This is a genomic window from Eubacterium multiforme, assembly GCF_030813415.1.
GTDB lineage: Bacteria > Bacillota > Clostridia > Clostridiales > Clostridiaceae > Clostridium > Clostridium multiforme.
The window spans coordinates 736,114-758,641 of record NZ_JAUSUF010000001.1 but is presented as its reverse complement, the minus strand read 5'-3'; the positions used below and the strand labels follow the sequence as shown (position 1 = coordinate 758,641).

Here is a 22,528-nt window from a genome sequence, read left to right as displayed (position 1 = left end):
TTATGTGAGTAACTCAATTAATAAAGAACTAATTTATTTAAAAAGAGAAATAAACAATTTTTTAAATTGTGAGGATGAGTTATTGACTGTTTTAGGAAGGCCTCTTGATAGCAATGAGATTTTTTATGACATAATAAAAGAAGTAGTAGTTAATAAAGGGGGAAGAAGTTTATATATTTGGGAAAATGAAGGTGTTGATAAAGGGCTTATTTCTTATATAAACAGAGAGGATTATTATGGATATACAAGAGAAGACAATTTAGATAAGCCTTTTATATTTATGAATTGTAAATATATTTACAATGTAAATAAAAAATATGATCTTATTATTGTAGATGATATATCATTTTATTCAACATTATCAAAGGAGGATTTTAAAATCTTATTTGATAAGTTAAGAAATTTTTCTAAAAAGATAATTTTTTATTCTTCAATTAAAATAGAACAATGTAACAATGTAATTAACACCTTAAATACAGGGAGCAGAGGGATATTAGTTGAACCTAGGGTAATAACAACTAGAATAAATTTAAATTCAGATATACCTTATGTATTGTATGAATATATAAAGTGGTTTAAAAATAACAAAAAGAATGTAATAACCTATGTACCAAATAAAGAAGATGTTTATAATGTATATGATTATTATGATAAAAAAATAAACTTAAAAGAAGTAATGTTAATTAAAGGGATAGATAAAAAAATAAATAAAAATGTATTTAAATTTAAAGATAAGTCAATATTTTTAATAACAAATGATATAGAGGAGGTTTTAAAAACTCCAAATGTTCATGGCATAATTGTATTATCTGCAGATGATAAAAAAATTGATTATAAAAAAATCATATTTATGTGTAGCAAGGTTTGTAAAAATATTGATGAATTTTCAGAAGTGATTTTAGTTTGTCATGAGGAAACAGAAAATATAGAAATGGCACGCAGCATAACTAGGAGTTTTAATAAAAGGTTATGGGAGGAAAACTATTAAAAAAATTAGATTATTTAATAGACTGTATACTACAAATTATATTTCCAAGTCCTCCATATTGTATAATATGCAGGGATGATGAAGAAGAAGGAATATGCAAAGCATGTATAAAATCTATAAAGCTTTGTGAAGAGGATGAGTATTATGGATATTATAATGGGGTTCTTAAAGAATTAATTCATCTTTTTAAGTTTAAAAAAGATTTTTTAGCTGGAGAAATATTAGTTAATATGCTTGAAGAAAAAATCAAGAATATAGATAAGGACTATATATTAACTTATATTCCAATTGGCAAAAAATCTAAAAGACAAAGAGGATTTAATCAGTGCGAATACATAGCTAAAAAACTTTCTAGAAAATTAGATTTAAGATGTAGTAATACATTAACAAAAATAAAAGAAACTAAAGTTCAAAAAGAATTAAATAAAAGTGAAAGAATGGAAAATATAAAAAACTCCTTTGGTGTTATTAATAGAGAATTAATAAAGGGAAATAAATTTATATTAATAGATGATGTAGTTACAACAGGTGCAACATTAAAAGAAGGAGTAAAAACACTAAAAGAAAATGGAGCTTTAGAAATAAAAATATTGACTATTGCTAAAAGTCGTATATAATATTAATGTAAAGTTAGGTCTGTGGTTGAAAGTCGATGCCAGTCGCAGGCGAAACGATCCACATAAGCTAGGCAAAGATTCTAGTGAGCATGGTGCGGTATAGAAGTAAGTCCTACCAAGCATTAAAGTTTGAGAGGGTTAGTAGTGAGAGGTTAAATCTGGGTAGCGAAATCTCCAGTAGGCGAGTGTGGGGGCAAAAATCAGGTCAGCTAACTTTTCAAAAAAGACACTAAGTTTTAGGGTCTTTTTTTTATTTTTTATAATAAATTTCAGTTAGAATTTAAGGCTTTTATAAATGGAAATTAATCTTGTTTTTTCTTATGAAAAGGAGTACAATGTATATAACAAATAGATAAACAAATCATTTGAAATCTTCTAAGTTAAACTTAGAACATATGAGAGGGGCTGGACTTATGAAGGTAACAGTTGTAACAAAAAATATGGAATTAACTCCTGCTTTAAGAGAAATGGTAGAAAAAAAGGTTTCAAAGCTTGACAAGTACTTTGAAAGTAATGTAAGTGCTAAAGCAACATTATCTGTACAAAAAAATAGACATAGAGTAGAAATAGCAATTCCATTTAATGGAGTGTTGTTAAGAGCAGAAGAGATAACAGATGATATGTATAAATCTATAGATAAAGTACAAGAAAAATTAGTTAGACAAATCAGAAAGCAAAGAACAAAACTTGCTAAGAGACAAAATGATTCATTAAGATTTGCAGAACTTGCAGCAGATGATAGTATAAATGAAAATGAAGGTAAATTAGTTAAGACAAAGAAATTTGCTGTAAAACCAATGAATGTTGATGAAGCAATTTTACAAATGGAGCTTATAGGACATAATTTCTTCGTTTATAAAGATGCAGACACAAACAATATAAGTGTATTATACAAGAGAAAAGACGGAGATTATGGTTTGCTAGAACCTGATTACAAATAAAATTAAATAAATAAGAATTTATGACTCCATAAAGACAATGATTTTTCATGTACTTTATGGAGTTTTTATGTTATTTTAAGGAAAAATAAGAATTAAGTTAATAAAATTATGATAAAGTTGAAATATATTAATTAAAAATGGTATAATTTATAAATGTATACTAAGATATAAAGAAAATGCTTATTAATTTTGTAGCGTTTGAAAGGATGAAAATATGGGAATATTTAAAGCTTTGTTTGGCACATATAGCGAAAGAGAAGTTAAAAGAATAAAACCATTAGTTGATAAGATAGAGAATCTAGATTCAGCAATGGCTAAGCTTAGTGATGAAGAATTAAGGGGTAAGACAGAAGAATTTAAAGAAAGATATAAGAATGGGGAAACATTAGACGATTTATTAGTGGAAGCATTTGCTGTTGTAAGAGAAGCTTCATGGAGAACATTAAAGATGAAGCCTTACAGAGAGCAGTTAATAGGTGGTATAGTTCTTCATCAAGGAAGAATTGCAGAGATGAAAACTGGTGAAGGTAAAACATTAGTTGCAACATTACCTGCATACTTAAATTCATTATCAGGTGAAGGCGTTCACGTAATAACAGTTAATGATTATCTAGCTTCAAGAGATAGAGAATGGATGAATAATATATATGAATTCCTAGGATTAAAAACAGGAGTTATTGTTCATGATTTAAATAATGATCAAAGAAGAGAAGCTTATAATTCAGATATAACTTATGGAACAAATAATGAATTTGGATTTGATTATTTAAGAGACAACATGGTTGTTTATAAAGAAGAGAGGGTTCAAAGAGGATTAAACTTTGTTATAGTGGATGAGGTTGACTCAATACTTATTGATGAAGCTAGAACACCTCTTATAATTTCAGGAGCTGGAGAGAAATCTACAGAGTTTTATAAAGTTGCAGATTACTTTGTAAAGACATTAGTTGCAGAAGATGATTATACAATTGATGAAAAGGCAAATGCTGCAATGCTTACAGAACAAGGAATAGAAAAAGCAGAAAAAGCCTTTAAGGTTGAAAACTATGCAGATGCTGAAAATATGCAATTACAACACTATGTAACTCAAGCATTAAAAGCTAACTATGTAATGAAACTTGATAAAGATTATATGGTTAAAGATGGAGAAGTTATAATAGTTGATGAATTTACAGGAAGACTTATGGAAGGAAGAAGATATTCTGATGGTCTTCACCAAGCTATTGAAGCAAAAGAAGGAGTTAAGATTGCAAGGGAATCAAAAACTTTAGCAACAATAACATTCCAAAATTACTTTAGAATGTACAATAAATTATCAGGTATGACAGGTACAGCTTTAACAGAAGAAAATGAATTTAGAGAAATTTATGGATTAGACGTTATAGTTATACCTACACATAGACCAATACAAAGAGTAGATAATCATGATATTGTATATAAAACTGCAAAAGGAAAATATAAGGCTATAGTTGAAGAAATAAAGAAATCACATGATAAAGGTCAACCTGTTCTAGTAGGTACTGCAAGTATCGAAAAGTCAGAAATAATATCAGCTTTATTAAAGAAAAAAGGTATAAAGCATAAAGTATTAAATGCTAAGTATCATGAACAAGAAGCAGAAATAATACAAGATGCAGGTGAAGTTGGATCAGTAACTATTGCAACTAATATGGCAGGTAGAGGTACTGATATTAAACTTGGAGATGGAGCAATTGAGACTGGTGGTCTTAAGATTATTGGAACAGAAAGACATGAATCAAGAAGAATAGATAATCAGCTTAGAGGACGTTCTGGTAGACAAGGAGATATTGGAGAGTCAACTTTCTTTATTTCATTAGAAGATGACTTAATGAGAATATTTATGTCAGAAAAAACACATGCTATGGTTGATAAATTAGGTTTAGAAGAGGACGATGCTATTGAAAGTAAGATAATTACTAAATCAATAGAAAGTGCTCAAAAGAAAGTTGAAGGTCATAACTTTGATATCAGAAAGAATCTTCTAGGATATGATGATGTTATGAACATGCAAAGAGAAGTTATTTATAAGCAAAGAAGTCAAGTTCTTGAAGGAGAAAACTTAAAAGAACAAATAGAAGAGATGATTAAGCAAGTAATAAGTGATGCTGTAGATGCTCACGTTACTGGAATGGAAGATGATTATAAGAAGGAATTTAAGAATTTAATTCTTTATTTAGATGATATTTGTATTCCTGCAAATAGAGTGACTATTGATGACTTAACTGATCTTTCAAATGAAGAGATTAAAGAAAAACTTATAAATATAGCCCTAGAGATATATAAGGGAAAAGAAGAAGAATTTGGAGAAGAAAAACTTAGAGAAATCGAAAGAGTTGTCCTTCTTAAAAATGTTGATATGAAGTGGATGGATCATATAGATAATATGGATCACTTAAAGCAAGGTATAGGACTTAGAGCATTTAAGCAACAAGATCCAGTTCAAGCATATCAAATGGAAGGTAGTGCAATGTTTGATGAAATGATAGAAGCAATTAAAATCGACACTGTAAAATACCTATTCCATGTTCAAATGGAAAAAGCTCCAGAAGAAAGAGAAAGAGTTGTAAGAGAAACAGCAGCTATTCATTTAAATACTGGAAATGGAGAAGCTCCTAAAAAACAACAGCCAGTAAAGAAGAAGGAAACTGTTGGTAGAAATGAACTTTGTCCATGTGGTAGTGGAAAGAAATATAAAAATTGTTGTGGAAGAGAAGTATAACATAAACTAAAATAAGTTTATTATGCTACAATTAATTTATTAAAATGAGCATCGTTATTATATATAACGATGCTCTATTAAAATTAATATAGAGGTGATTAGATGAGAGTAGACCTTGAAAAGGCTTTAAGTAAAGTTCCAAGTTTGAAAGTAAAAATAGATGAAATGAGGGTTTCACTTTGACAAGGAAGTTTTAAAAAAGCAAATTAATGAACTGGATTTAAAGATGCAAGAACAAGGCTTTTGGGATGATATAAAGAAGGCAGAAGAAATTACTAAAGAAAGTAAATTTTTAAAATCAAAAGTTCAAAGATTTGAAACAATAGAAAGAAAGATAGAAGATATAGAAATTTTAAATGATCTTATGGAAGAAGATGATGATGATTCAATAAATGAAATAGTATCAGAAGTTAAACTTTTAGAAAATTTAGTTGATGAATATAGAATAGAAATACTTTTATCAGGAGAATATGATAAAAATGATGCAATATTAAACCTTCATGTAGGAGTTGGTGGAACAGATGCAAATGATTGGACTGAAATGCTCCTAAGAATGTACACAAGATGGGCTGAAAAAAAAGGATTTTCTGTGGAAACTTTAGAATTAATTGAAGGTGATGAAGCAGGAATAAAGAATGTAACATTAATGATTAAAGGTGATTTTGCATATGGATATTTAAAGGCTGAAAAAGGTATTCATAGATTAGTTAGAATATCACCATATAATTCAAATGGAAAGAGACAAACATCCTTTGCTTCAGTAGAAGTTTTACCAGAACTTACAACAAATCAAGATATTGAAATAAAATCAGATGATTTAAAAATTGATACTTATAGAGCTAGTGGAGCTGGTGGACAGCATGTTAATAAAACAGAATCAGCAGTTAGAATAACTCATATACCAACTGGAATAGTTGTTCAATGCCAAAATCAAAGAAGTCAGTTTTCAAATAGAGATACAGCAATGAAAATGCTTAAATCTAAACTTATAGAATTAAAGGAAAGAGCTCATAAGGAAAAGATAGAAGATCTAACTGGAGAACTTAAAGATATGGGATGGGGAAGTCAGATAAGATCTTATGTATTTCATCCTTATAACATGGTTAAAGATCATAGAACTTTAGAAGAAACTTCAAATGTTCAAGGGGTAATGGATGGAGATATTGATATATTTATAAACTCATATCTTTCTAGTGATTTAAACTCTTAGAAAATATATTTTAGTTCAGTATTGATTTTAGGTAGCCCTTAGAAGCTTACAGCTCTATCTAAAATCAAAGCTAGTTTAAAACATAGATTTATTAAATATAGTATTAAAAAATGGATAATTTATATAAAAGATTAAGGTTTAAAATAATCATAACCTTAATTTTTTTATTTATAAGTATATTGTTTTTCGATAAAAAAATATTGTATATCATTAAGTGATAAGGTACAATAAGTTATAAGGAGGGATTTTATGAGATATTTAAAATTAACAAGAGGATTAATTAATTTAGCAATTTTTATAATAGGAGTAGTTGTATTTTCAAATATAATTAATGGGTTCAAAAATATAAAAAATTTAAATTTAGCTTTATCTTATATAACTTTAACAATATTTTTTATTTTATTGGTAGTAGTTTTATTTAAAATAAAGGGACTGATTAAAAATGTATGTAACAAGAAGGTATTTATAATAGAAAATGTTTATATTTTAAATAAAATTTCTAATTATATATTTCTTATGGCTGTAGTTTCTTATTTTATAAAGGATAAAATAAATTCATTAGAAATATTATCTATAAGTGGTTATGCAATTACTTTTGAAACTATATTGTTAGTTGTAATAGGATTGGTTTTTAGAATATTTAGTGATATATTTAATGAAGCAGTAAAAATAAATGAAAAATCAGAAGTCTTAGAGGAAGAAAATAAATATGTAATATAAGGTGAAGAAATGAGCATAGTAACAAATTTAGATGTAATGATGGCGAAAAGAAAAATTACTTTAACAGAGCTTGCTGAAAGAGTAGGAATTACTCAGGCAAATCTTTCAATATTAAAAAATGGAAAAGCTAAAGCTATAAGATTTTCTACTTTAGAAGAGATTTGTAAAGTATTAGATTGTCAGCCTGGAGATATATTAGAATATAGGAAAAATGATTAGAAAAGTATTTAAATGTTTGAAAAATAGCTATTTTGAAGAAAATTTTTATAAAATATAGGAGAATTGTATTAAAAGAAATTTAATACAATTCTCTTTTTTTATATTAAATTTTCAAATTTATAACATAAATAATATAGATTAGTAATTATTCGAGAGAAAAGTGAAGATAATTAGAATAAAAAGTATATTTTATTAATGTAATCGTTATATAAAAAATAATATGAATAAAAATGGAGTATTTTTCTAAATATTATAATTGCTTATGTAAACGTATTTATATATAATTAAATCATACAAAATAAAACAAAAACAAACATAAACAAACAAAAACATGGTTAATAGAGGGGAGAATTTTTGTGAATAAGGATAAAATTTTAAATTTATTTGAACCTGATTTAATTTTTATCGAAGATTTTAATGAAAGTAATGAAGCTTTTGAAAAGATTGCTGATAAATTATTCAAAAAGGGATTAGTTAAAGAAGATTACATAGAGGCATTAAAGAAAAGAGAAGAAGAATTCCCTACAGGTATTGATTTAAGTGTTATTGATAATAAAATGCCAAATGTAGCCATTCCACATACAGAAAGTGGTTACTGTAATGTTACGAAGGTTGTAGTAGTTAAATTAAATAACGAATTAAGCTTTAAAAATATGATGGATCCATCAAAGGAACTTAAGGTCAAATATTTATTTATGATTTTAAATGAAGCTGGTGGAGAACAAGCTAATATTTTGGCAAGTTTAATGCAATTTGTTACGAATAAAGAAAATATAGACAAGCTTGAAAAAGCAAATACAACTGATGAAATATATAAAATAGTAAATCAATAAAATTTAAATATATTTTTAAGGAGGAGTTATATTATGATAAAAATTTTAGCAGCTTGTGGAGCTGGAGTAAATTCAAGTCACCAAATAAAAAATGCAATTGAGGAGGAAATGGCAAACAGAGGATATGAAGTTCATGCAGATGCAGTAATGATAAAAGATATTACTGAAGATATGATTGCTAAATATGATATATTTGCACCAATTTCTGCACCAGATTGTGGATTCGAAATAACTATTCCAATAGTTGAAGCTGGACCTATCTTATATAGAATGCCAATGATGAGTAAGCCAGTATTTGATGAAGTTGAAAGAATAATAAAAACTTTAAACAAGTAATAACAATCAATTTAAAATTTAATAAAGAGAGATTATGGGGAGGTAAATTTAATGAACGGTATAATAGATTTTGCTAATAGTATTTTTAGACCATTAATAAACTTAGGTGCTCCACCAATGATGCTTATTGTTTTAACACTACTTGCAGTATGTATGAGGGTTAAATTTTCAAAGGCTTTAGAAGGTGGTATAAAACTTGCAATTGCACTTACTGCAATGGGTTCAGTAATTGGAATTTTAACAGGTAATTTTGCACCTGCACTTCAAGACTTTGTTAAGTCAACAGGTATTCAATTATCAATTACAGATGTGGGCTGGGCACCACTTGCTACAATAACATGGGGTTCTGTTTACACATTGTATTTCTTAATGATTATGGTAATTGTTAATATAATCATGTTAGTTTTAAAGAAAACAGACACACTAGATGTTGATATATTTAACATATGGCATCTATCAATAATAGGATTAATAGTAATGTATTACTCAGATAATAATTTATTATTAGCAACACTATTAGTAGTTTTAATAGGTATTTTAAAGATTTTAAATGCAGATTTAATGAAACCAACATTTAATGATCTATTAAATATGCCAGATACAAATCCAACAACTACAACTCACTTAAACTTTATGTTAAATCCAATAATTATGGTATTTGATAAGATTTTTGATAAAATTTTTCCTTTCTTAGATAAGTATGATTTTGATGCTGCTCAATTAAATAAGAGAATAGGATTCTGGGGAAGTAAATTTGCAATTGGTTGTTATCTAGGAGTATTCGTTGGAATACTTGGAAGACAAAAACCACAAACAATATTTACATTAGCATTTACAGGTGGTATGTGTCTTGAATTATTCTCATTTGTTGGAAGCTGGTTTATTGAAGCAGTTGAACCATTATCACAAGGTATTACAAACTTCTTAAGTAAAAAATTTGCTGGAAGAAAGTTCAATATAGGTATTGACTGGCCTTTCTTAGCATCAAGAGCAGAAATGTGGGCAGCTGCAAATGTTTTAGCACCAATTATGTTAGTTATGGCACTATTTTTACCAGGAAATAAAATTTTACCATTAGGAGGAATAATTGCAATCGGTTTAACACCTGCATTATTAGTAGTTACTAGAGGTAAGATGATTAGAATGATTATTACAGGATGTTTTATGTTACCAATATTCTTATGGTCAGGTACTGCAATAGCAGGATTTGTAACAACTACAGCTAAAGCAGTAGGAGCATTCCCAGCAGGTTTACCAGTAGGAACATTAATTACACATTCAACACTTGAAGGACCTATTGAAAAGTTTATTGCAATATTAGTAGGACAATTCGGTGGTAATATGACAGCTGGAAATGCAATTGCAGTAATAGCAGTTTTACTTGCATATGTTTTACTTTTCTTCTGGTATGCAAAACAAATGAAGAAGAGAAACAAAAAATATGAAATGGAAGCTAGTGAAAAATAATTTCTAAATAAAAAATATCTCTATAAATGTACCTCTATATGTGATAATACTATAAAATTATTATAAAGATAAATTAATAGTTATATAATGAGAAATGTTTAGTGATATAGTATTGTGAAAGTAATTTAATTTTTAATATGGAGGTATAAAATATGTTAAAAGTTGAAAGACATAGAAAAATAATAGAAAAATTAGAAGAACAAAACGTTATAAAAAATTCAGAACTTATAAAAGAGCTTGATGTAACTGAAATGACATTAAGAAGAGACTTAAAAGAATTAGAGAGCAAAGGTTATCTTATAAGAATTCATGGAGGCGCTAAAAATAAAAATATGTATTTAAATGGCGAACTTTTACTTCATGAAAAGAGAGAAATAAATATAGAAAATAAAAAATATATAGCAAAATTAGCAGCAGGTTTTATTAAGGAAAATGATACTGTTTATATAGGACCAGGTACAACCAATGAACTTTTATATGAATATATAAATGTATCATACATAAAGGTAATAACAAATTGTTTGTCAGTATTTCAAAAGTTTAAAAATGATAAGAGATTTGACTTGTTACTAGTAGGTGGAAAGTTTAGAGAAACTACAGATACTTTTGTTGGTAATTTTGCAAATGAAACTTTAAGTAATTTAAGAGTTAATATAGCAATTGTTGGTGCAAATGGTATATATGAAGATGGTCTTATGACATATAACGAAGAAGAAGGCTTTTCTCAAAAAATTATATTAGATAATGCTTATGAAAAATATGCTTTATGCGATTCAAGTAAGCTAGATAGAAAAGATTTCTATAAGTTTTATAAATTAGAGGATCTTACGGCCATAATAACTGATAAAGATATTGCTGAAATAGAAGAAGAACAATATAAAAGATATACTAAAATCATTTATTGATTTACAAGGAGGAAGCAATGAGAATTTTACTTGGCGCAGATAAAAATGGATTTGAATTAAAAGAGTATTTAAAAGAATACTTAATGGAAAAGGATTATGAAGTAATTGATAAAACACCAGAGAATGATTTAGATTTTGTAGATTCAGCAGAGAGAGTATGTAAGGGAATATTAGAAAATGAAGGAGACAGAGCAATACTTATAGATGAGTATGGAGCTGGATCATTTATGTCAGCTAATAAGTTTAAAAATATAATTTGTGCTGAAGTTTCAGATGAACATTCAGCATACATGACAAGAAGTCATAATAACACATCTATAATAGCAATGGGATCAGGAATTGTTGGAAAAACATTAGCTAAGAACATTGTTGATGCATATTTAAATTCTGAATATGCAGGAGGAAGACATCAAATAAGAATAGATATGTTAAATAAAATGCTTTAATTGGAGGAGAAGAAATGAGAATATCAATTGGATGCGACCATATAGTAACAGATATTAAAATGAAAGTATCAGATTATTTAAAATCAAAAGGACATGAAGTTATAGATAACGGAACTTACGATCATGTAAGAACTCATTACCCTATATATGGTAAAAAGACTGCAGAAAAGGTAGTTAGTGGAGAAGCAGATTTAGCTATAGTTATTTGTGGTACAGGAGTTGGTATAACAACATCAGCAGATAAGGTATTTGGAGCTAGAGCAGCTTTAGTAAGAGATGTAAGTACAGCAGTATATGCTAAGAAAAAATTAAATGCAAATGTTATAGGAATGGGTGGAAGAATTTCAGGATTAGGATTAATAGAAAACATAATAGATGCTTTCTTAGAAACTGAATTTGAAGACACTGAAGAAAATAGAAAATTAGTAGAAAAAATAGATAGAATTGCTGAAGTTAAAGATGGACAACTAGGAAATGAACATTTCTTTGATGAATTTATAGAGAAATGGGACAATGGAGGATATCCAGCAGAATAAGGGATATAGAAGGTGAGAAAATATGAATGAAATACTATCAACTAGAGAGATGTTAAAAAAGGCACAAAGAGAAGGATATGCAGTTCCAGCCTTTAATATACACAATTTAGAAACATTACAAGTTGTAGTAGATACAGCTAATGAAATGAGATCACCTGTAATATTAGCAGGAACTCCATCAACAATTGTATATGCAGAGGGAGAAAATATAGTTGCACTGGCACAGGTTGCAGCAAAAAAATATGATATTCCAATAGCAATACATTTAGATCACTTTGAAGACAAAGAGGCTATAAAGCATTATGTAGATATTGGGTTTAAATCAGCTATGATAGATGCATCACATGAAAGCTATGAAGATAATATAAATGTAGTAAAAGAAGTAGTAGAGTATGCACATAGATATGATACAACAGTTGAAGCTGAGCTTGGAAGATTAGGTGGACGTGAAGATGATTTGGTTGTTGATGAAAAAGATGCAATGTATACTAATCCAGAACAAGCAAGGGACTTTGTTGAAAAAACAGGTATAGATTCTTTAGCAGTTGCAATTGGTACAGCTCATGGGTTATATAAGGGAGAACCAAAGCTTGATTTTGATAGATTAAAGGAAATAAGAGAAGTTGTTGATGTTCCATTAGTATTACATGGTGCTTCAGATGTTCCAGATGAATTAGTAAAAAAGGCTATATCTCTTGGAATATGTAAGGTAAATGTAGCTACTGATTTAAAAATACCATTTTCAGATGCTGTTAAAGAGTATTTTATAGAAAATCCAGATGCAAATGATCCAAGAAAATATATGACACCTGGAAAAGCAGCTATGAAAAAGATAGTAGAACACAAAATTAGAGTTTGTGGAAGTGAAAATAGGTACTAGTTCACTTTAGGAGGTAAAAATGATATTAGTTTTAAATCTTAATGCATCTATAGATAAGAAGTATAAGATTAAAAATATAGAAAAAGGCACAGTAATGAGAGCTTCTAGTGTACATAATACTGCTGGAGGAAAAGGTCTACATGTAGCTAATGTTGCAACTATATTAGGAGAAGATACTTTGGCAACTGGATTTTTAGGTGGAACTACTGGAGATTTTATAAAAGAAAAGCTTTCTGAAATGAATATAAAAAATGATTTTGTAAGTATAAAAAATGCTACAAGAGAATGTTTGGCATTCATAACAGAAGATTTAGAACAAACAGAAGTTTTAGAACCAGGTCCAGAACTTATAGATGGAGAACTTGAAAAGTTTTTAGAAAAATATAAAATGCTTTTAAAAGATGCATCAGTAGTTGTTGCATCAGGAAGTGTTCCAAGAAATTTATCTAAAGATATTTATAAGAAACTTATAGAAATAGCAAAAGAAAATAATAAAAAGTTTTTATTAGATACAAGTGGAGAACTTTTAATTAAAGGAATTGAAGGAAAACCTTTCTTTATAAAACCTAATAAAGATGAAATTGAAGATATAATGGGTAGAAAAGTTGAAACTACAGAGGATATATTAAAAGAAATAGATGAGTTTCACAAAAAAGGAATTGAATTTGTAGTTATATCTTTAGGAAAAGATGGATCAATAGCAGGTTATAAAGGAGAAAAGTATCGAGTTAGAGTTCCAAAGGTTAAAGCTGTTAATCCAGTTGGTTCAGGAGATGCATTTGTAGGTGGAATAGCTACAGGTATTGAAAGAGGATATAATATAGAGAAAATATTAGCCTTTGCAGCAGCTTGTGGTACATCAAATGCACTAGAAGAAGAAACTGGAGTAGTTAATAAAGACACTGTAAATAAACTTATGGAAGAAATAGAAGTAACAAAATTATAGTTTTAATTAAAAATATAGCAATTAAAAAGTAGTTTAAATAAAATAACAAAAGAAATAATTGACCTCATTAAGGAAATTGTATAAAGAAATTATATATGCACTTAATGAGGTCAATTGTATATATTAATAAAATTTAGGAGGGTGAATAATATAATGAAAAAAATAGTTGCCTTTATTATGTCTTTTTTAGTAGCTACATGCAGTATAAATATACCAGTATTTGCGGCTAATAATGAAACAGAAATAAATAAAAGTAATGATTCAAAGCCTCAGGATAATTTTGAAAAGGGACGTAAAATTGATTTTACGAATAATTGGAAATTTAAATTAGGAGATGAGGGTGGAGCAGAATCAAAAGGTTTTAATGATTCAAAATGGAGAAGTTTAAATCTTCCTCATGATTGGAGCATTGAACTTGATTTTAACAAAAATTCTCCTGCAACTCATGAGGCTGCTTTTCTAGATGGGGGAACAGGCTGGTATAGAAAGACATTTAAGTTACCAAAGTCAATGGAAGGAAAAAAGATAAATATTGATTTTGATGGAGTCTATATGGAATCTACTGTTTATGTAAATGGTGAAGAAGTTGGAGAATATCAAAATGGATATACACCTTTTGGATTTGATATTACAAAGAAACTAAATTTTGATGGAAAAGATAATGTAATAGCTGTTAAAGTAAAGAATACTCAGCCAAGTAGTAGATGGTATTCAGGTAGTGGAATATATAGAAATGTATACCTTACAGTTACTGATAATATTCATGTAGCTAAATATGGTACATTTGTTACAACTCCAAATCTTAAAGAAGATTTAAAAAATGGAGGTAATGTCTCTGTAAATATTAAAACAAAGATCAGCAATGAATCAGGAGAAAATTCAGATATTACAGTAAAAAATAAAATAATATCTCCAAATGGTAAAGAAGTTTCAAAAGTTGAATCAACTGAAAAGTTAGATTCAAAATCAAAGGAATTTAATCAAAATTTAAAAGTAAATAATCCTGTTTTATGGGATATTTATAGTGGAAATATGTATAAAGCAGTTACAGAAGTCATTAAGAATGGAAAAATAATAGATACATATGAAACACCTTTTGGATTTAGATATTTTAATTTTGATTCAAATAAAGGTTTTTATATTAATGGAAGAAATGTAAAACTTAAAGGTGTATGTATGCACCATGATTTAGGATCATTAGGATCAGCAGTAAACTATAGTGCTGTTGAAAGACAAATTAAAATGCTTAAGGATATGGGAGTTAATGCTATAAGATCTACTCATAATCCTGCATCACCAGAATTTATTGATATATGTGAGAAAAATGGAATATTACTTATAGATGAAGCTTTTGATTGCTGGGAACAAGGAAAGAAAACTTATGACTATCATAGATTTTTTAAACAATATGCAGAGCGTGATATAAAAACTATGGTAGATAGTGCAAAAAATAGTCCATCTATAATAATGTGGTCTATAGGAAATGAAATATATGATACTAATACACAAAATGGAGTAAATATTGCTAAAAATCTTGTTAAATGGATTAAAGAAATAGATACAACTAGACCTACAACTATTGGTGAAGATAAGTATAGAGGAAGTAAAGTTGATGGAGTAGCAAATTATAGCCAAACAAGAAATGCAATATTTGATACTGTTGATGTAGTTGGATATAACTATAGTGAAAACGTTTATGATGTTCATCACAAAGATCATCCTAATTGGAAAATGTATGGCTCTGAAACATCTTCAGCTGTAAGATCAAGGGGAGTTTATTTAGATCCTAATAATCCAAACATAGTAGATAATGCAAATCTTCAATGTTCATCATATGATAATACTGTTGTTGGATGGGGTCGTAGTGCAGAAGATTCATGGATTCGTGATCGTGATAGACAATTTATTGCAGGACAATTTATATGGACAGGCTTTGATTATTTAGGAGAACCAACACCTTTTTATGGAAAGTATCCAGCTAAAAGCTCATACTTTGGAGCAATTGATACAGCAGGATTTAAGAAAGATATTTTCTATTTCTATCAAAGTCAATGGTCTGATAAGCCAATGGTTCATTTATTACCACATTGGAATTGGAAAGATGGACAAAATGTTCAAGTTTGGGCTTATTCAAATGCAGATACAGTAGAATTATTTTTAAATGGTAAATCATTAGGAGAACGTAAATTTGAAAATAAAACTACAAAAGATGGAAGATCATATCTTGAAACAAAGGATGGAAAACTTCATTTAAGATGGGATGTACCATTTAAGGCAGGTACACTTAAAGCAGTAGCTAAGAAAAATGGTATAGTTGTTGCAGAAGACGAAGTAAAAACAGCTGGACAAGCATCAGGAGTAAAACTTACACCTGATAAAAATGTAATATCATCAGATGGTAAAGATTTATCATTTATTACTGTTGATATAGTTGATAAAAATGGAGTAGTAGTACCAAATGCTGATAATCTTGTTAACTTTGAAGTAACAGGAGGAAAATTAGTTGGTGTAGATAATGGTAATGGAGCAAGTGTTGAAAGATACAAAGCAAATAAGAGAAAAGCCTTTAATGGTAAATTACTTGCAATAGTTCAAGCTGATAAAAATGGAGGAAATATTACAGTTAAGGCAACAGCGCAAGGATTAGATAGTAATGAATCTACTATTTATACAGTTAACTCTGAAGACATGAATAAGGACAAAATTGTTGGCTTTGAAAAAGTTGTAGTAAATATTGATAAGGGAAATGTACCTAAGTTACCTGAAAAGGTTAAAGCAATTTATGCAAATAATACTAAAAAGGATGTTAAAGTAACTTGGGATAGCATAAATAAAGATTTATATAATAAAATTGGAACATTTAAAGTAAATGGAACAGTAAAGGGATCAGATTTAAAAGTAGAAGCTATAATTAATGTACGTGATATAGTTTCTATAAAACCATATTCTACAGTTACAAAGGTAGGAAATGCACCTAAGTTACCTAATGAAGCAACTGTCATTTATAGTGATGGAAAAGAAGTTAAATCAAAGGTTACATGGGAAAATATAGATAAAGAAAAGTATAGTAAAGAAGGAAACTTTATAGTATATGGTAAGGTAGAACTTACAGATAGATTTAAGGCAGAGGCAAGAGTTAGAGTTAGCAATAAAACAGAAAAAGTAAATATAGCTCTTTACAACTCAAAGGCACAGGGAAAGGCTTTTGCATCCTTCACAAATCCAGCTGATGATGTTAACAATGTAAATGATGGAGTTGTTTCATACAATAATAATCCAGCTAATAGATGGACAAATTGGCAACGTACTCCACGAACTGGTAATGAATATGTAGGAATAGAATGGAAAGAAAACCAAAATGTTGATAATATGAATCTATATATTTATGCTGACAATGGTTGTCAAGCACCAAAGGATATAAGTGTTGAGTATTTTGATGGACAAGTATGGAAAAAGGTTTCTAATATGAAGCTTAAACCTGAAAGTTTAACAAATAATACTAAACATGAAATTAAATTTGATAAGGTAAATACAAATAAGATAAGAGTAAATATGACTCCTAAAGAAGGAAAATCTTTAGCAATAACTGAAATAGAAGTAATGGATGATGTTATAGTTCCAAATAATACGGCTAAACTTTCATCAATAACAATTGATGGAAAAGAACTTAAAGATTTTTCAAGTGACAAAACTAATTATTCAGTAGAACTTCCATATGGATCAAAGATTCCAGAAATAAAAGCTAAGGCAATGGATAATGGAGCTGAAACAATTATTTCACCAATAGGTCTTCCAGGAGAAGGAAAAATTCTTGTTACATCAGAGGATGGAAAAACAACAAATATATATACAATTAATTTTACTGTTAAAAAAGCAGCACTTAATAATGTTACAATTTCTTCTAATAAAACAGATTATATAGAAGATGAAGTTGGTGAATTAAATATAAATGTAACATTGCAAAATGGAGAAAAGATAGATTTAAGTAAGGCTAAAGTTGAATATTTTACATCTAATAAAGATGTAGTAGATATAAAAGATGGAAAGCTTAATATACTTGGAGAAGGAACTTCAAAGATAAAAGTTAAAGTTAGTTATAATGGAGTAACTAAAGAGTCAAATGAGCTTTCAATAAATGCAAAGAAATCTAATAAAGAAAAAGTAATTGTAGGTTTTGAAAAAGTTAAAATTGTTGTAAATAAGGGAGAAAAACCTATTCTTCCAAAGGAAGTAGAAGCAAAATATAATGTTGGATTACCAAGAAATAAGAAAGTTACTTGGGAAAATATAAAACCAGAGCAATATGAAAAGATAGGAAACTTCAAAGTTTATGGAAAAGTTTCAGAAACTTCAGTAAAACCTGTTGCAGAAATTGAAGTTAAAGGAGCAGTTTCAGTAGAGAAAGTTTCAACAGTAACTTTAATTAATGAAGAACCATCATTGCCAGAAAAAGTAACTGTATATTATAGTGATAATACAGAAAAACAACTTCCTGTTAAATGGAGTAAAATTTCTGAAGAGGAATATAAAAAGGTAAATGAATTTACTGTTTATGGAACTATTGATGGATTAAATATGAAGGCTACAGCTAATGTAAGGGTATCAGATAAGTTTGAAAAGGGACTTAATGTTTCAAGATTCCAAAATGGATATGATTATCCAAGAGTTCAATCATCATATTCAAATGAACCACCTACAAGTCCAACATCAGAAGATAGACTTGCACATGTACACAATGATATAATTTCATTTACAAATGATCCTCACGACCGTTGGACAAATTGGAAACCAAATCCAGATAAAACAGGATGGGTATCTGTAGAATTTGGAAGAACAGGTCCACAAGAATATTATATAAATGAAATGACAGTATATTATTTTACTGATTCAGGAGTAGCACTTCCAGAGTCTGCTAAAGTTCAATATGAAAAAGATGGTAAATGGATTGATGTTGCAAATCAAAAAGTTTCTAATGGAGATAAAGAAAATATAAAGATTTATAAATTCGATAAAGTAAAGGCATCAAAAATGAGAATATTTATGAATGCTAAAGCTAATAAATCATTAGGAATTACAGAAATACAAATATTTAAAGATGATGTAATTAAAAATTCAACTTCTCTTTTAAAATCAATAAAGGTAAATGGTAATGAATTAAAGAATTTTGATCCACAAAATTTAAAGTATACAATTAATACTGATGGGGATAAAATTCCTGAAATTTCTGCAATAGCTGAAAATAATGCAGCTGTAACAATTGTACAACCTACTACTGTACCAGGAAAAGGTAAGGTTATTGTAAAGGGAGAAGATGGTGTAAAAACAAATGTATATGAATTAGATTTTGTTAAAAATACACAAGTTGAAAAGTCTGATTTAAGTAAGAAGATAAATGATATTAAAAATATGGATTTATCAAAATATACAGAAGAAAGTATAAGTCCTTTAAAAGACACACTTCTTTTAGCTGAAAAAGTATTAAATTCTAAAGATGCAAATAAAGATGATGTAAGTAATGCAGTTGCAATGCTTAATGATGCATCTAAAAAGTTACAACCTAAAAAAGAAGACAAACCAAGTGATTTAACATACAAGGTAGAAGTGATTGAAGGTGAAAATGGTAAGGTATTACCTAAAGGATCCTTTGAAGTTAAAAAAGGTGAAGATAAAAAGTTTGTATTTACTCCAAATAAAGGTTATGAACTTAATAAGGTGCTTTTAAATGGAAAGGAAATTAAAACTGTAAATAATTCATATATATTAAAGAATATAAATTCAAATAATAAATTAGAAGTTACATTTAAGAAAATAGTTAGCAATGAAAATTCAAATTTAGATAATAAGAATGTAAACAATAAAGAAAATAGTAATAGTGTAAATTCTAATAAATTAAATAATAGTCAAAATACTGAAGTAAAAAATAATAATGAAGATAGTTTATTAAAATCAATACCAAGCACAGGAAAAACTAAAGGGTTAATGTTTTTAGGAATAGGTGCAGCACTTGTAGCTTGTGGAATAGTTGCAAGAAAATTCAGATAATTAAAATAATATTAATAAATATTCAATCAGAGTATGAGATTTTTCTCATATTCTGATTTTTTATAATTAAAAATAAGATTTGATTTAAATATATATAGTAATCCTAGTATTTATAACAATGTAAACATTATTGACTAAGTGTATAGTTTATATTAAACTTATTGTAAAAGTACAATAAATTTAATATAAAATTTAAATCTGTTAAATTAATAAATACATAAAATAATCAAAGAAATTATAAATATTCATTATTTTAAAGTTCATTTGTAGGTTAATTAAAAATATTAAAAAATAGCTACCTAATGATTAATAAATTTTACATTAAATTTTTATTGAAAACCTTTCTATAATCCTCTGCTTAAATGTATCTACTTATAAAAATTATAATTAAGGTTATTTTTTTGAATAAAATTAATATTTTTAATTAGCCTACTTAAGTGACTTTTTAGTATATTCTCAAATGTTAAAACTGCAAAAATACGTTAATTTAACAGGTTGCAATTAAAAAACAAAGGGGAGATATACACATGAATGACAACAAAGATAGTAGAAAAATAATGTGGTATAGCTTGGCTTTTATGGCCTTTTCAGCTGTATGGGGATTTGGAAACGTAGTTAATGGATTCTCAGAATTTGGTGGATTAAAAGCAATTGTATCATGGGTTCTAATTTTTGCTATTTATTTTGTTCCTTACACATTAATGGTTGGAGAACTTGGTTCTGCATTTAAAGAACTAGGTGGTGGTGTAAGTTCTTGGATTGATGAAACAATTGGGCCTAAACTTGCATATTATGCTGGTTGGACATACTGGGTTGTTCACCTTCCATATATTTCACAAAAGCCTCAAGGAGCAATTATTGCTGGTTGTTGGACTATATTCCAAAACAATACAGTAAGTACTCTAAATCCTAAGTTATTACAATTTTTATGCTTAGTAATATTTTTAGCAGGACTTTGGGTAGCTTCAAAGGGTATTAAACCACTTAAGCAAATAACAACAATAGCTGGTACATCAATGTTTATTATGTCAATATTATTTATCATACTTATGATGGCCGCACCTGAAATTACAAATGCTAAATTATTAAATATTGATTGGTCATTTAAAACATTCTTACCAACATTTGATGTTAAATATTTTACAAGTTTATCTATATTAGTATTTGCAGTTGGTGGATGTGAAAAGATTTCACCATATGTAAATAAGATGAAAGATCCAGAAAGAAATTTCCCAAAAGGTATGATTGCACTTGCAATTATGGTTGCAGTATGTGCTATATTAGGAACTATAGCATTAGGAATGATGTTTAATTCTGATAATGTACCTAAGGACTTATTAACTAATGGTTCTTATTATGCATTCCAAAAATTAGGTGAATACTATAACATAGGAAATACTTTTGTTGTAATATATGCAATTACAAATATTATTGGACAAATTTCAACATTAATATTATCTATTGATGCACCTTTACGTATTTTACTTGAAACTACAGACAAACAATTTATACCTGAAAAATTATTTGAGAAAAATGAACATGGTGCTTTCAAAAATGGTAACAAATTAATTGGTATAATTGTATCTATATTAATTATAATTCCAGCATTTGGAGTTGGTAATGTTGATGCAATAGTTAGATGGTTAGTAAAGTTAAATGCTGTATGTATGCCATTACGTTACTTATGGGTATTTGTAGCTTATATTGCATTAAAGAAAGCAGGAGAAAAATTCCACGCAGAATATCGTTTTACAAAGAGCAAAATATTAGGAATTATTTTAGGTGCATGGTGCTTTATCTTTACAGCATTTGCTTGTATTGGAGGCATGTACTCAAAAAATACATTCCAATTAGTTTTAAATATAATTACTCCTTTTGTTCTAGTAGGATTAGGATTAATAATGCCTAAACTTGCAGAAAAGGAAAGAATGAGAAAAAATGAATTAAATTAATAATATAAGAAGAATGGATATATCAATTTAGTTTGATATATCCATTTTTTATGTAATAAAAGAGTGCCTTAATTGACACTCTAAATAAAACAAACCTTATTACTTGATGAATTTATTTAAATTAAGATATGTTACTATATCAAAATCAAATAAATTTTTTGATAATATATAAATATTATATATTACTAAAATAAATATAAATAGTTTTAATGTCTTATTAAAATACTTTTCTCCATTAGAATTAGTTTTTATAAAAAATATTTTAAAATTAGTTTTAATTGGGTAAAGTAATTCTATTCCTTCTTTTGTAATCAAATCTAATACTAAATGGGATATATAACCTACTAAAAATCCATAACAAAGGGTTATAACAAATATATTTCCATTAGTTGTAGTTATTAAAATCTTACAAACTAAAAATAATATTATTAAAAATAATAAGCTGTGAGTAAAACCTCTATGTTTAAATTTACTTCCAAAATGTTTTGAAAGAAGAGGATGACGCTTACTTATATAGGAGCTTTTCATATCTATATCTGGAAAAAATGAACCTATATGACATGAATAAAAATATACAAATATTAATAGTAATATATAACTTTTGTTAAATCCTTTTAAGAAATCTGTTATAAAAGGATTTAAAGTAATAAGAGCAATTAAAAGTCCACCTGATGAATGTGTTTCTCTAGTCATTTCTTTTTGCACCTTTTTAAAAATATAATAAATACATTATATATTAACATTTCTATT

At 27.7% G+C, this 22,528-nt stretch carries 18 protein-coding genes; 17 read left to right on the top strand and 1 reads right to left on the bottom strand.

What is annotated here, in order from left to right:
* The first annotated feature begins 4 nt into the window (after positions 1 to 4).
* The 17 genes from J2S18_RS03520 (at position 5) to J2S18_RS03440 (ending at position 21,778) form a co-directional block, all read left to right on the top strand.
* On the top strand, positions 5 to 988 hold the full coding sequence (locus tag J2S18_RS03520; protein ID WP_307483287.1) for a hypothetical protein: 984 nt from the start codon (positions 5 to 7) through the stop codon (positions 986 to 988).
* Positions 970 to 1,605: a ComF family protein gene (locus J2S18_RS03515; protein ID WP_307483284.1), complete on the top strand. Its 636-nt coding sequence runs from the start codon at positions 970 to 972 to the stop codon at positions 1,603 to 1,605. The genes J2S18_RS03520 and J2S18_RS03515 overlap by 19 nt, the downstream gene beginning before the upstream one ends.
* A 413-nt stretch (positions 1,606 to 2,018) precedes the next feature.
* On the top strand, positions 2,019 to 2,546 hold the full coding sequence (hpf, locus tag J2S18_RS03510) for a ribosome hibernation-promoting factor, HPF/YfiA family (RefSeq protein ID WP_307483281.1): 528 nt from the start codon (positions 2,019 to 2,021) through the stop codon (positions 2,544 to 2,546).
* Between the two features lie 214 nt (positions 2,547 to 2,760).
* On the top strand, positions 2,761 to 5,286 hold the full coding sequence (gene secA / locus J2S18_RS03505) for a preprotein translocase subunit SecA (RefSeq protein ID WP_307483278.1): 2,526 nt from the start codon (positions 2,761 to 2,763) through the stop codon (positions 5,284 to 5,286).
* Between the two features lie 102 nt (positions 5,287 to 5,388).
* Positions 5,389 to 6,496, top strand: a protein-coding gene (prfB, locus tag J2S18_RS03500) for a peptide chain release factor 2 (RefSeq protein WP_307483276.1) whose coding sequence is annotated in 2 segments (ribosomal slippage) — positions 5,389 to 5,454 and positions 5,456 to 6,496 — 1,107 coding nt in all. Because the reading frame shifts where the segments join, the coding sequence is not laid out codon by codon here.
* A gap of 249 nt (positions 6,497 to 6,745) precedes the next feature.
* Positions 6,746 to 7,216 carry a DUF2975 domain-containing protein gene (locus J2S18_RS03495; RefSeq protein ID WP_307483273.1) on the top strand — a complete coding sequence of 157 codons (471 nt, stop codon included), beginning with the start codon at positions 6,746 to 6,748 and terminating at the stop codon, positions 7,214 to 7,216.
* 9 nt (positions 7,217 to 7,225) lie between these two features.
* Positions 7,226 to 7,435, top strand: a complete 210-nt coding sequence (locus J2S18_RS03490) for a helix-turn-helix domain-containing protein (RefSeq protein ID WP_307483270.1) — start codon at positions 7,226 to 7,228, stop codon at positions 7,433 to 7,435.
* Between the two features lie 356 nt (positions 7,436 to 7,791).
* On the top strand, positions 7,792 to 8,268 hold the full coding sequence (locus J2S18_RS03485; protein WP_307483267.1) for a PTS sugar transporter subunit IIA: 477 nt from the start codon (positions 7,792 to 7,794) through the stop codon (positions 8,266 to 8,268).
* A gap of 33 nt (positions 8,269 to 8,301) precedes the next feature.
* A complete protein-coding gene (locus J2S18_RS03480) occupies positions 8,302 to 8,604 on the top strand; it encodes a PTS sugar transporter subunit IIB (RefSeq protein ID WP_307483264.1) in 303 nt (100 codons plus the stop codon).
* Positions 8,605 to 8,655: 51 nt separating this feature from the next.
* Positions 8,656 to 10,071 (top strand): PTS galactitol transporter subunit IIC, encoded by a 1,416-nt coding sequence (locus J2S18_RS03475; protein WP_307483262.1) that lies wholly within the window; start codon positions 8,656 to 8,658, stop codon positions 10,069 to 10,071.
* A gap of 152 nt (positions 10,072 to 10,223) precedes the next feature.
* Positions 10,224 to 10,976 carry a DeoR/GlpR family DNA-binding transcription regulator gene (locus tag J2S18_RS03470; RefSeq protein ID WP_307483259.1) on the top strand — a complete coding sequence of 251 codons (753 nt, stop codon included), beginning with the start codon at positions 10,224 to 10,226 and terminating at the stop codon, positions 10,974 to 10,976.
* A gap of 17 nt (positions 10,977 to 10,993) precedes the next feature.
* Positions 10,994 to 11,422 carry a galactose-6-phosphate isomerase subunit LacA gene (gene lacA / locus J2S18_RS03465; RefSeq protein ID WP_307483256.1) on the top strand — a complete coding sequence of 143 codons (429 nt, stop codon included), beginning with the start codon at positions 10,994 to 10,996 and terminating at the stop codon, positions 11,420 to 11,422.
* A 14-nt stretch (positions 11,423 to 11,436) separates the two neighbouring features.
* Positions 11,437 to 11,958 carry a galactose-6-phosphate isomerase subunit LacB gene (gene lacB, locus J2S18_RS03460; RefSeq protein WP_307483253.1) on the top strand — a complete coding sequence of 174 codons (522 nt, stop codon included), beginning with the start codon at positions 11,437 to 11,439 and terminating at the stop codon, positions 11,956 to 11,958.
* A 22-nt stretch (positions 11,959 to 11,980) separates the two neighbouring features.
* Positions 11,981 to 12,838, top strand: a complete 858-nt coding sequence (locus J2S18_RS03455; protein ID WP_307483250.1) for a tagatose bisphosphate family class II aldolase — start codon at positions 11,981 to 11,983, stop codon at positions 12,836 to 12,838.
* Positions 12,839 to 12,857: 19 nt separating this feature from the next.
* Entirely contained in the window at positions 12,858 to 13,784 is a 927-nt protein-coding gene (locus J2S18_RS03450) for a 1-phosphofructokinase family hexose kinase (RefSeq protein ID WP_307483246.1), read from the top strand.
* Between the two features lie 153 nt (positions 13,785 to 13,937).
* On the top strand, positions 13,938 to 19,826 hold the full coding sequence (locus J2S18_RS03445; RefSeq protein ID WP_307483243.1) for an Ig-like domain-containing protein: 5,889 nt from the start codon (positions 13,938 to 13,940) through the stop codon (positions 19,824 to 19,826).
* A 527-nt stretch (positions 19,827 to 20,353) separates the two neighbouring features.
* Positions 20,354 to 21,778 (top strand): APC family permease, encoded by a 1,425-nt coding sequence (locus tag J2S18_RS03440; protein WP_307483240.1) that lies wholly within the window; start codon positions 20,354 to 20,356, stop codon positions 21,776 to 21,778.
* A 99-nt stretch (positions 21,779 to 21,877) separates the two neighbouring features.
* Here J2S18_RS03440 and J2S18_RS03435 read toward each other — a convergent pair whose 3' ends face one another.
* On the bottom strand, positions 21,878 to 22,471 hold the full coding sequence (locus J2S18_RS03435; protein WP_307483238.1) for a metal-dependent hydrolase: 594 nt from the start codon (positions 22,469 to 22,471) through the stop codon (positions 21,878 to 21,880).
* Positions 22,472 to 22,528 lie beyond the last annotated feature (57 nt).

Excerpts from the sequence above, each read along its gene's own strand:
- J2S18_RS03480 (WP_307483264.1), top strand. The coding sequence starts at position 8,302 with ATGATAAAAATTTTAGCAGCTTGTGGAGCTGGAGTAAATTCAAGTCAC.
- lacB (WP_307483253.1), top strand. The coding sequence starts at position 11,437 with ATGAGAATATCAATTGGATGCGACCATATAGTAACAGATATTAAAATG.
- J2S18_RS03455 (WP_307483250.1), top strand. The coding sequence starts at position 11,981 with ATGAATGAAATACTATCAACTAGAGAGATGTTAAAAAAGGCACAAAGA.
- J2S18_RS03445 (WP_307483243.1), top strand. The coding sequence starts at position 13,938 with ATGAAAAAAATAGTTGCCTTTATTATGTCTTTTTTAGTAGCTACATGC.
- J2S18_RS03435 (WP_307483238.1), bottom strand. The coding sequence starts at position 22,471 with ATGACTAGAGAAACACATTCATCAGGTGGACTTTTAATTGCTCTTATT.
- J2S18_RS03490 (WP_307483270.1), top strand. The coding sequence starts at position 7,226 with ATGAGCATAGTAACAAATTTAGATGTAATGATGGCGAAAAGAAAAATT.
- secA (WP_307483278.1), top strand. The coding sequence starts at position 2,761 with ATGGGAATATTTAAAGCTTTGTTTGGCACATATAGCGAAAGAGAAGTT.
- hpf (WP_307483281.1), top strand. The coding sequence starts at position 2,019 with ATGAAGGTAACAGTTGTAACAAAAAATATGGAATTAACTCCTGCTTTA.
- J2S18_RS03475 (WP_307483262.1), top strand. The coding sequence starts at position 8,656 with ATGAACGGTATAATAGATTTTGCTAATAGTATTTTTAGACCATTAATA.
- lacA (WP_307483256.1), top strand. The coding sequence starts at position 10,994 with ATGAGAATTTTACTTGGCGCAGATAAAAATGGATTTGAATTAAAAGAG.
- J2S18_RS03450 (WP_307483246.1), top strand. The coding sequence starts at position 12,858 with ATGATATTAGTTTTAAATCTTAATGCATCTATAGATAAGAAGTATAAG.
- J2S18_RS03470 (WP_307483259.1), top strand. The coding sequence starts at position 10,224 with ATGTTAAAAGTTGAAAGACATAGAAAAATAATAGAAAAATTAGAAGAA.
- J2S18_RS03440 (WP_307483240.1), top strand. The coding sequence starts at position 20,354 with ATGAATGACAACAAAGATAGTAGAAAAATAATGTGGTATAGCTTGGCT.
- J2S18_RS03495 (WP_307483273.1), top strand. The coding sequence starts at position 6,746 with ATGAGATATTTAAAATTAACAAGAGGATTAATTAATTTAGCAATTTTT.
- J2S18_RS03515 (WP_307483284.1), top strand. The coding sequence starts at position 970 with ATGGGAGGAAAACTATTAAAAAAATTAGATTATTTAATAGACTGTATA.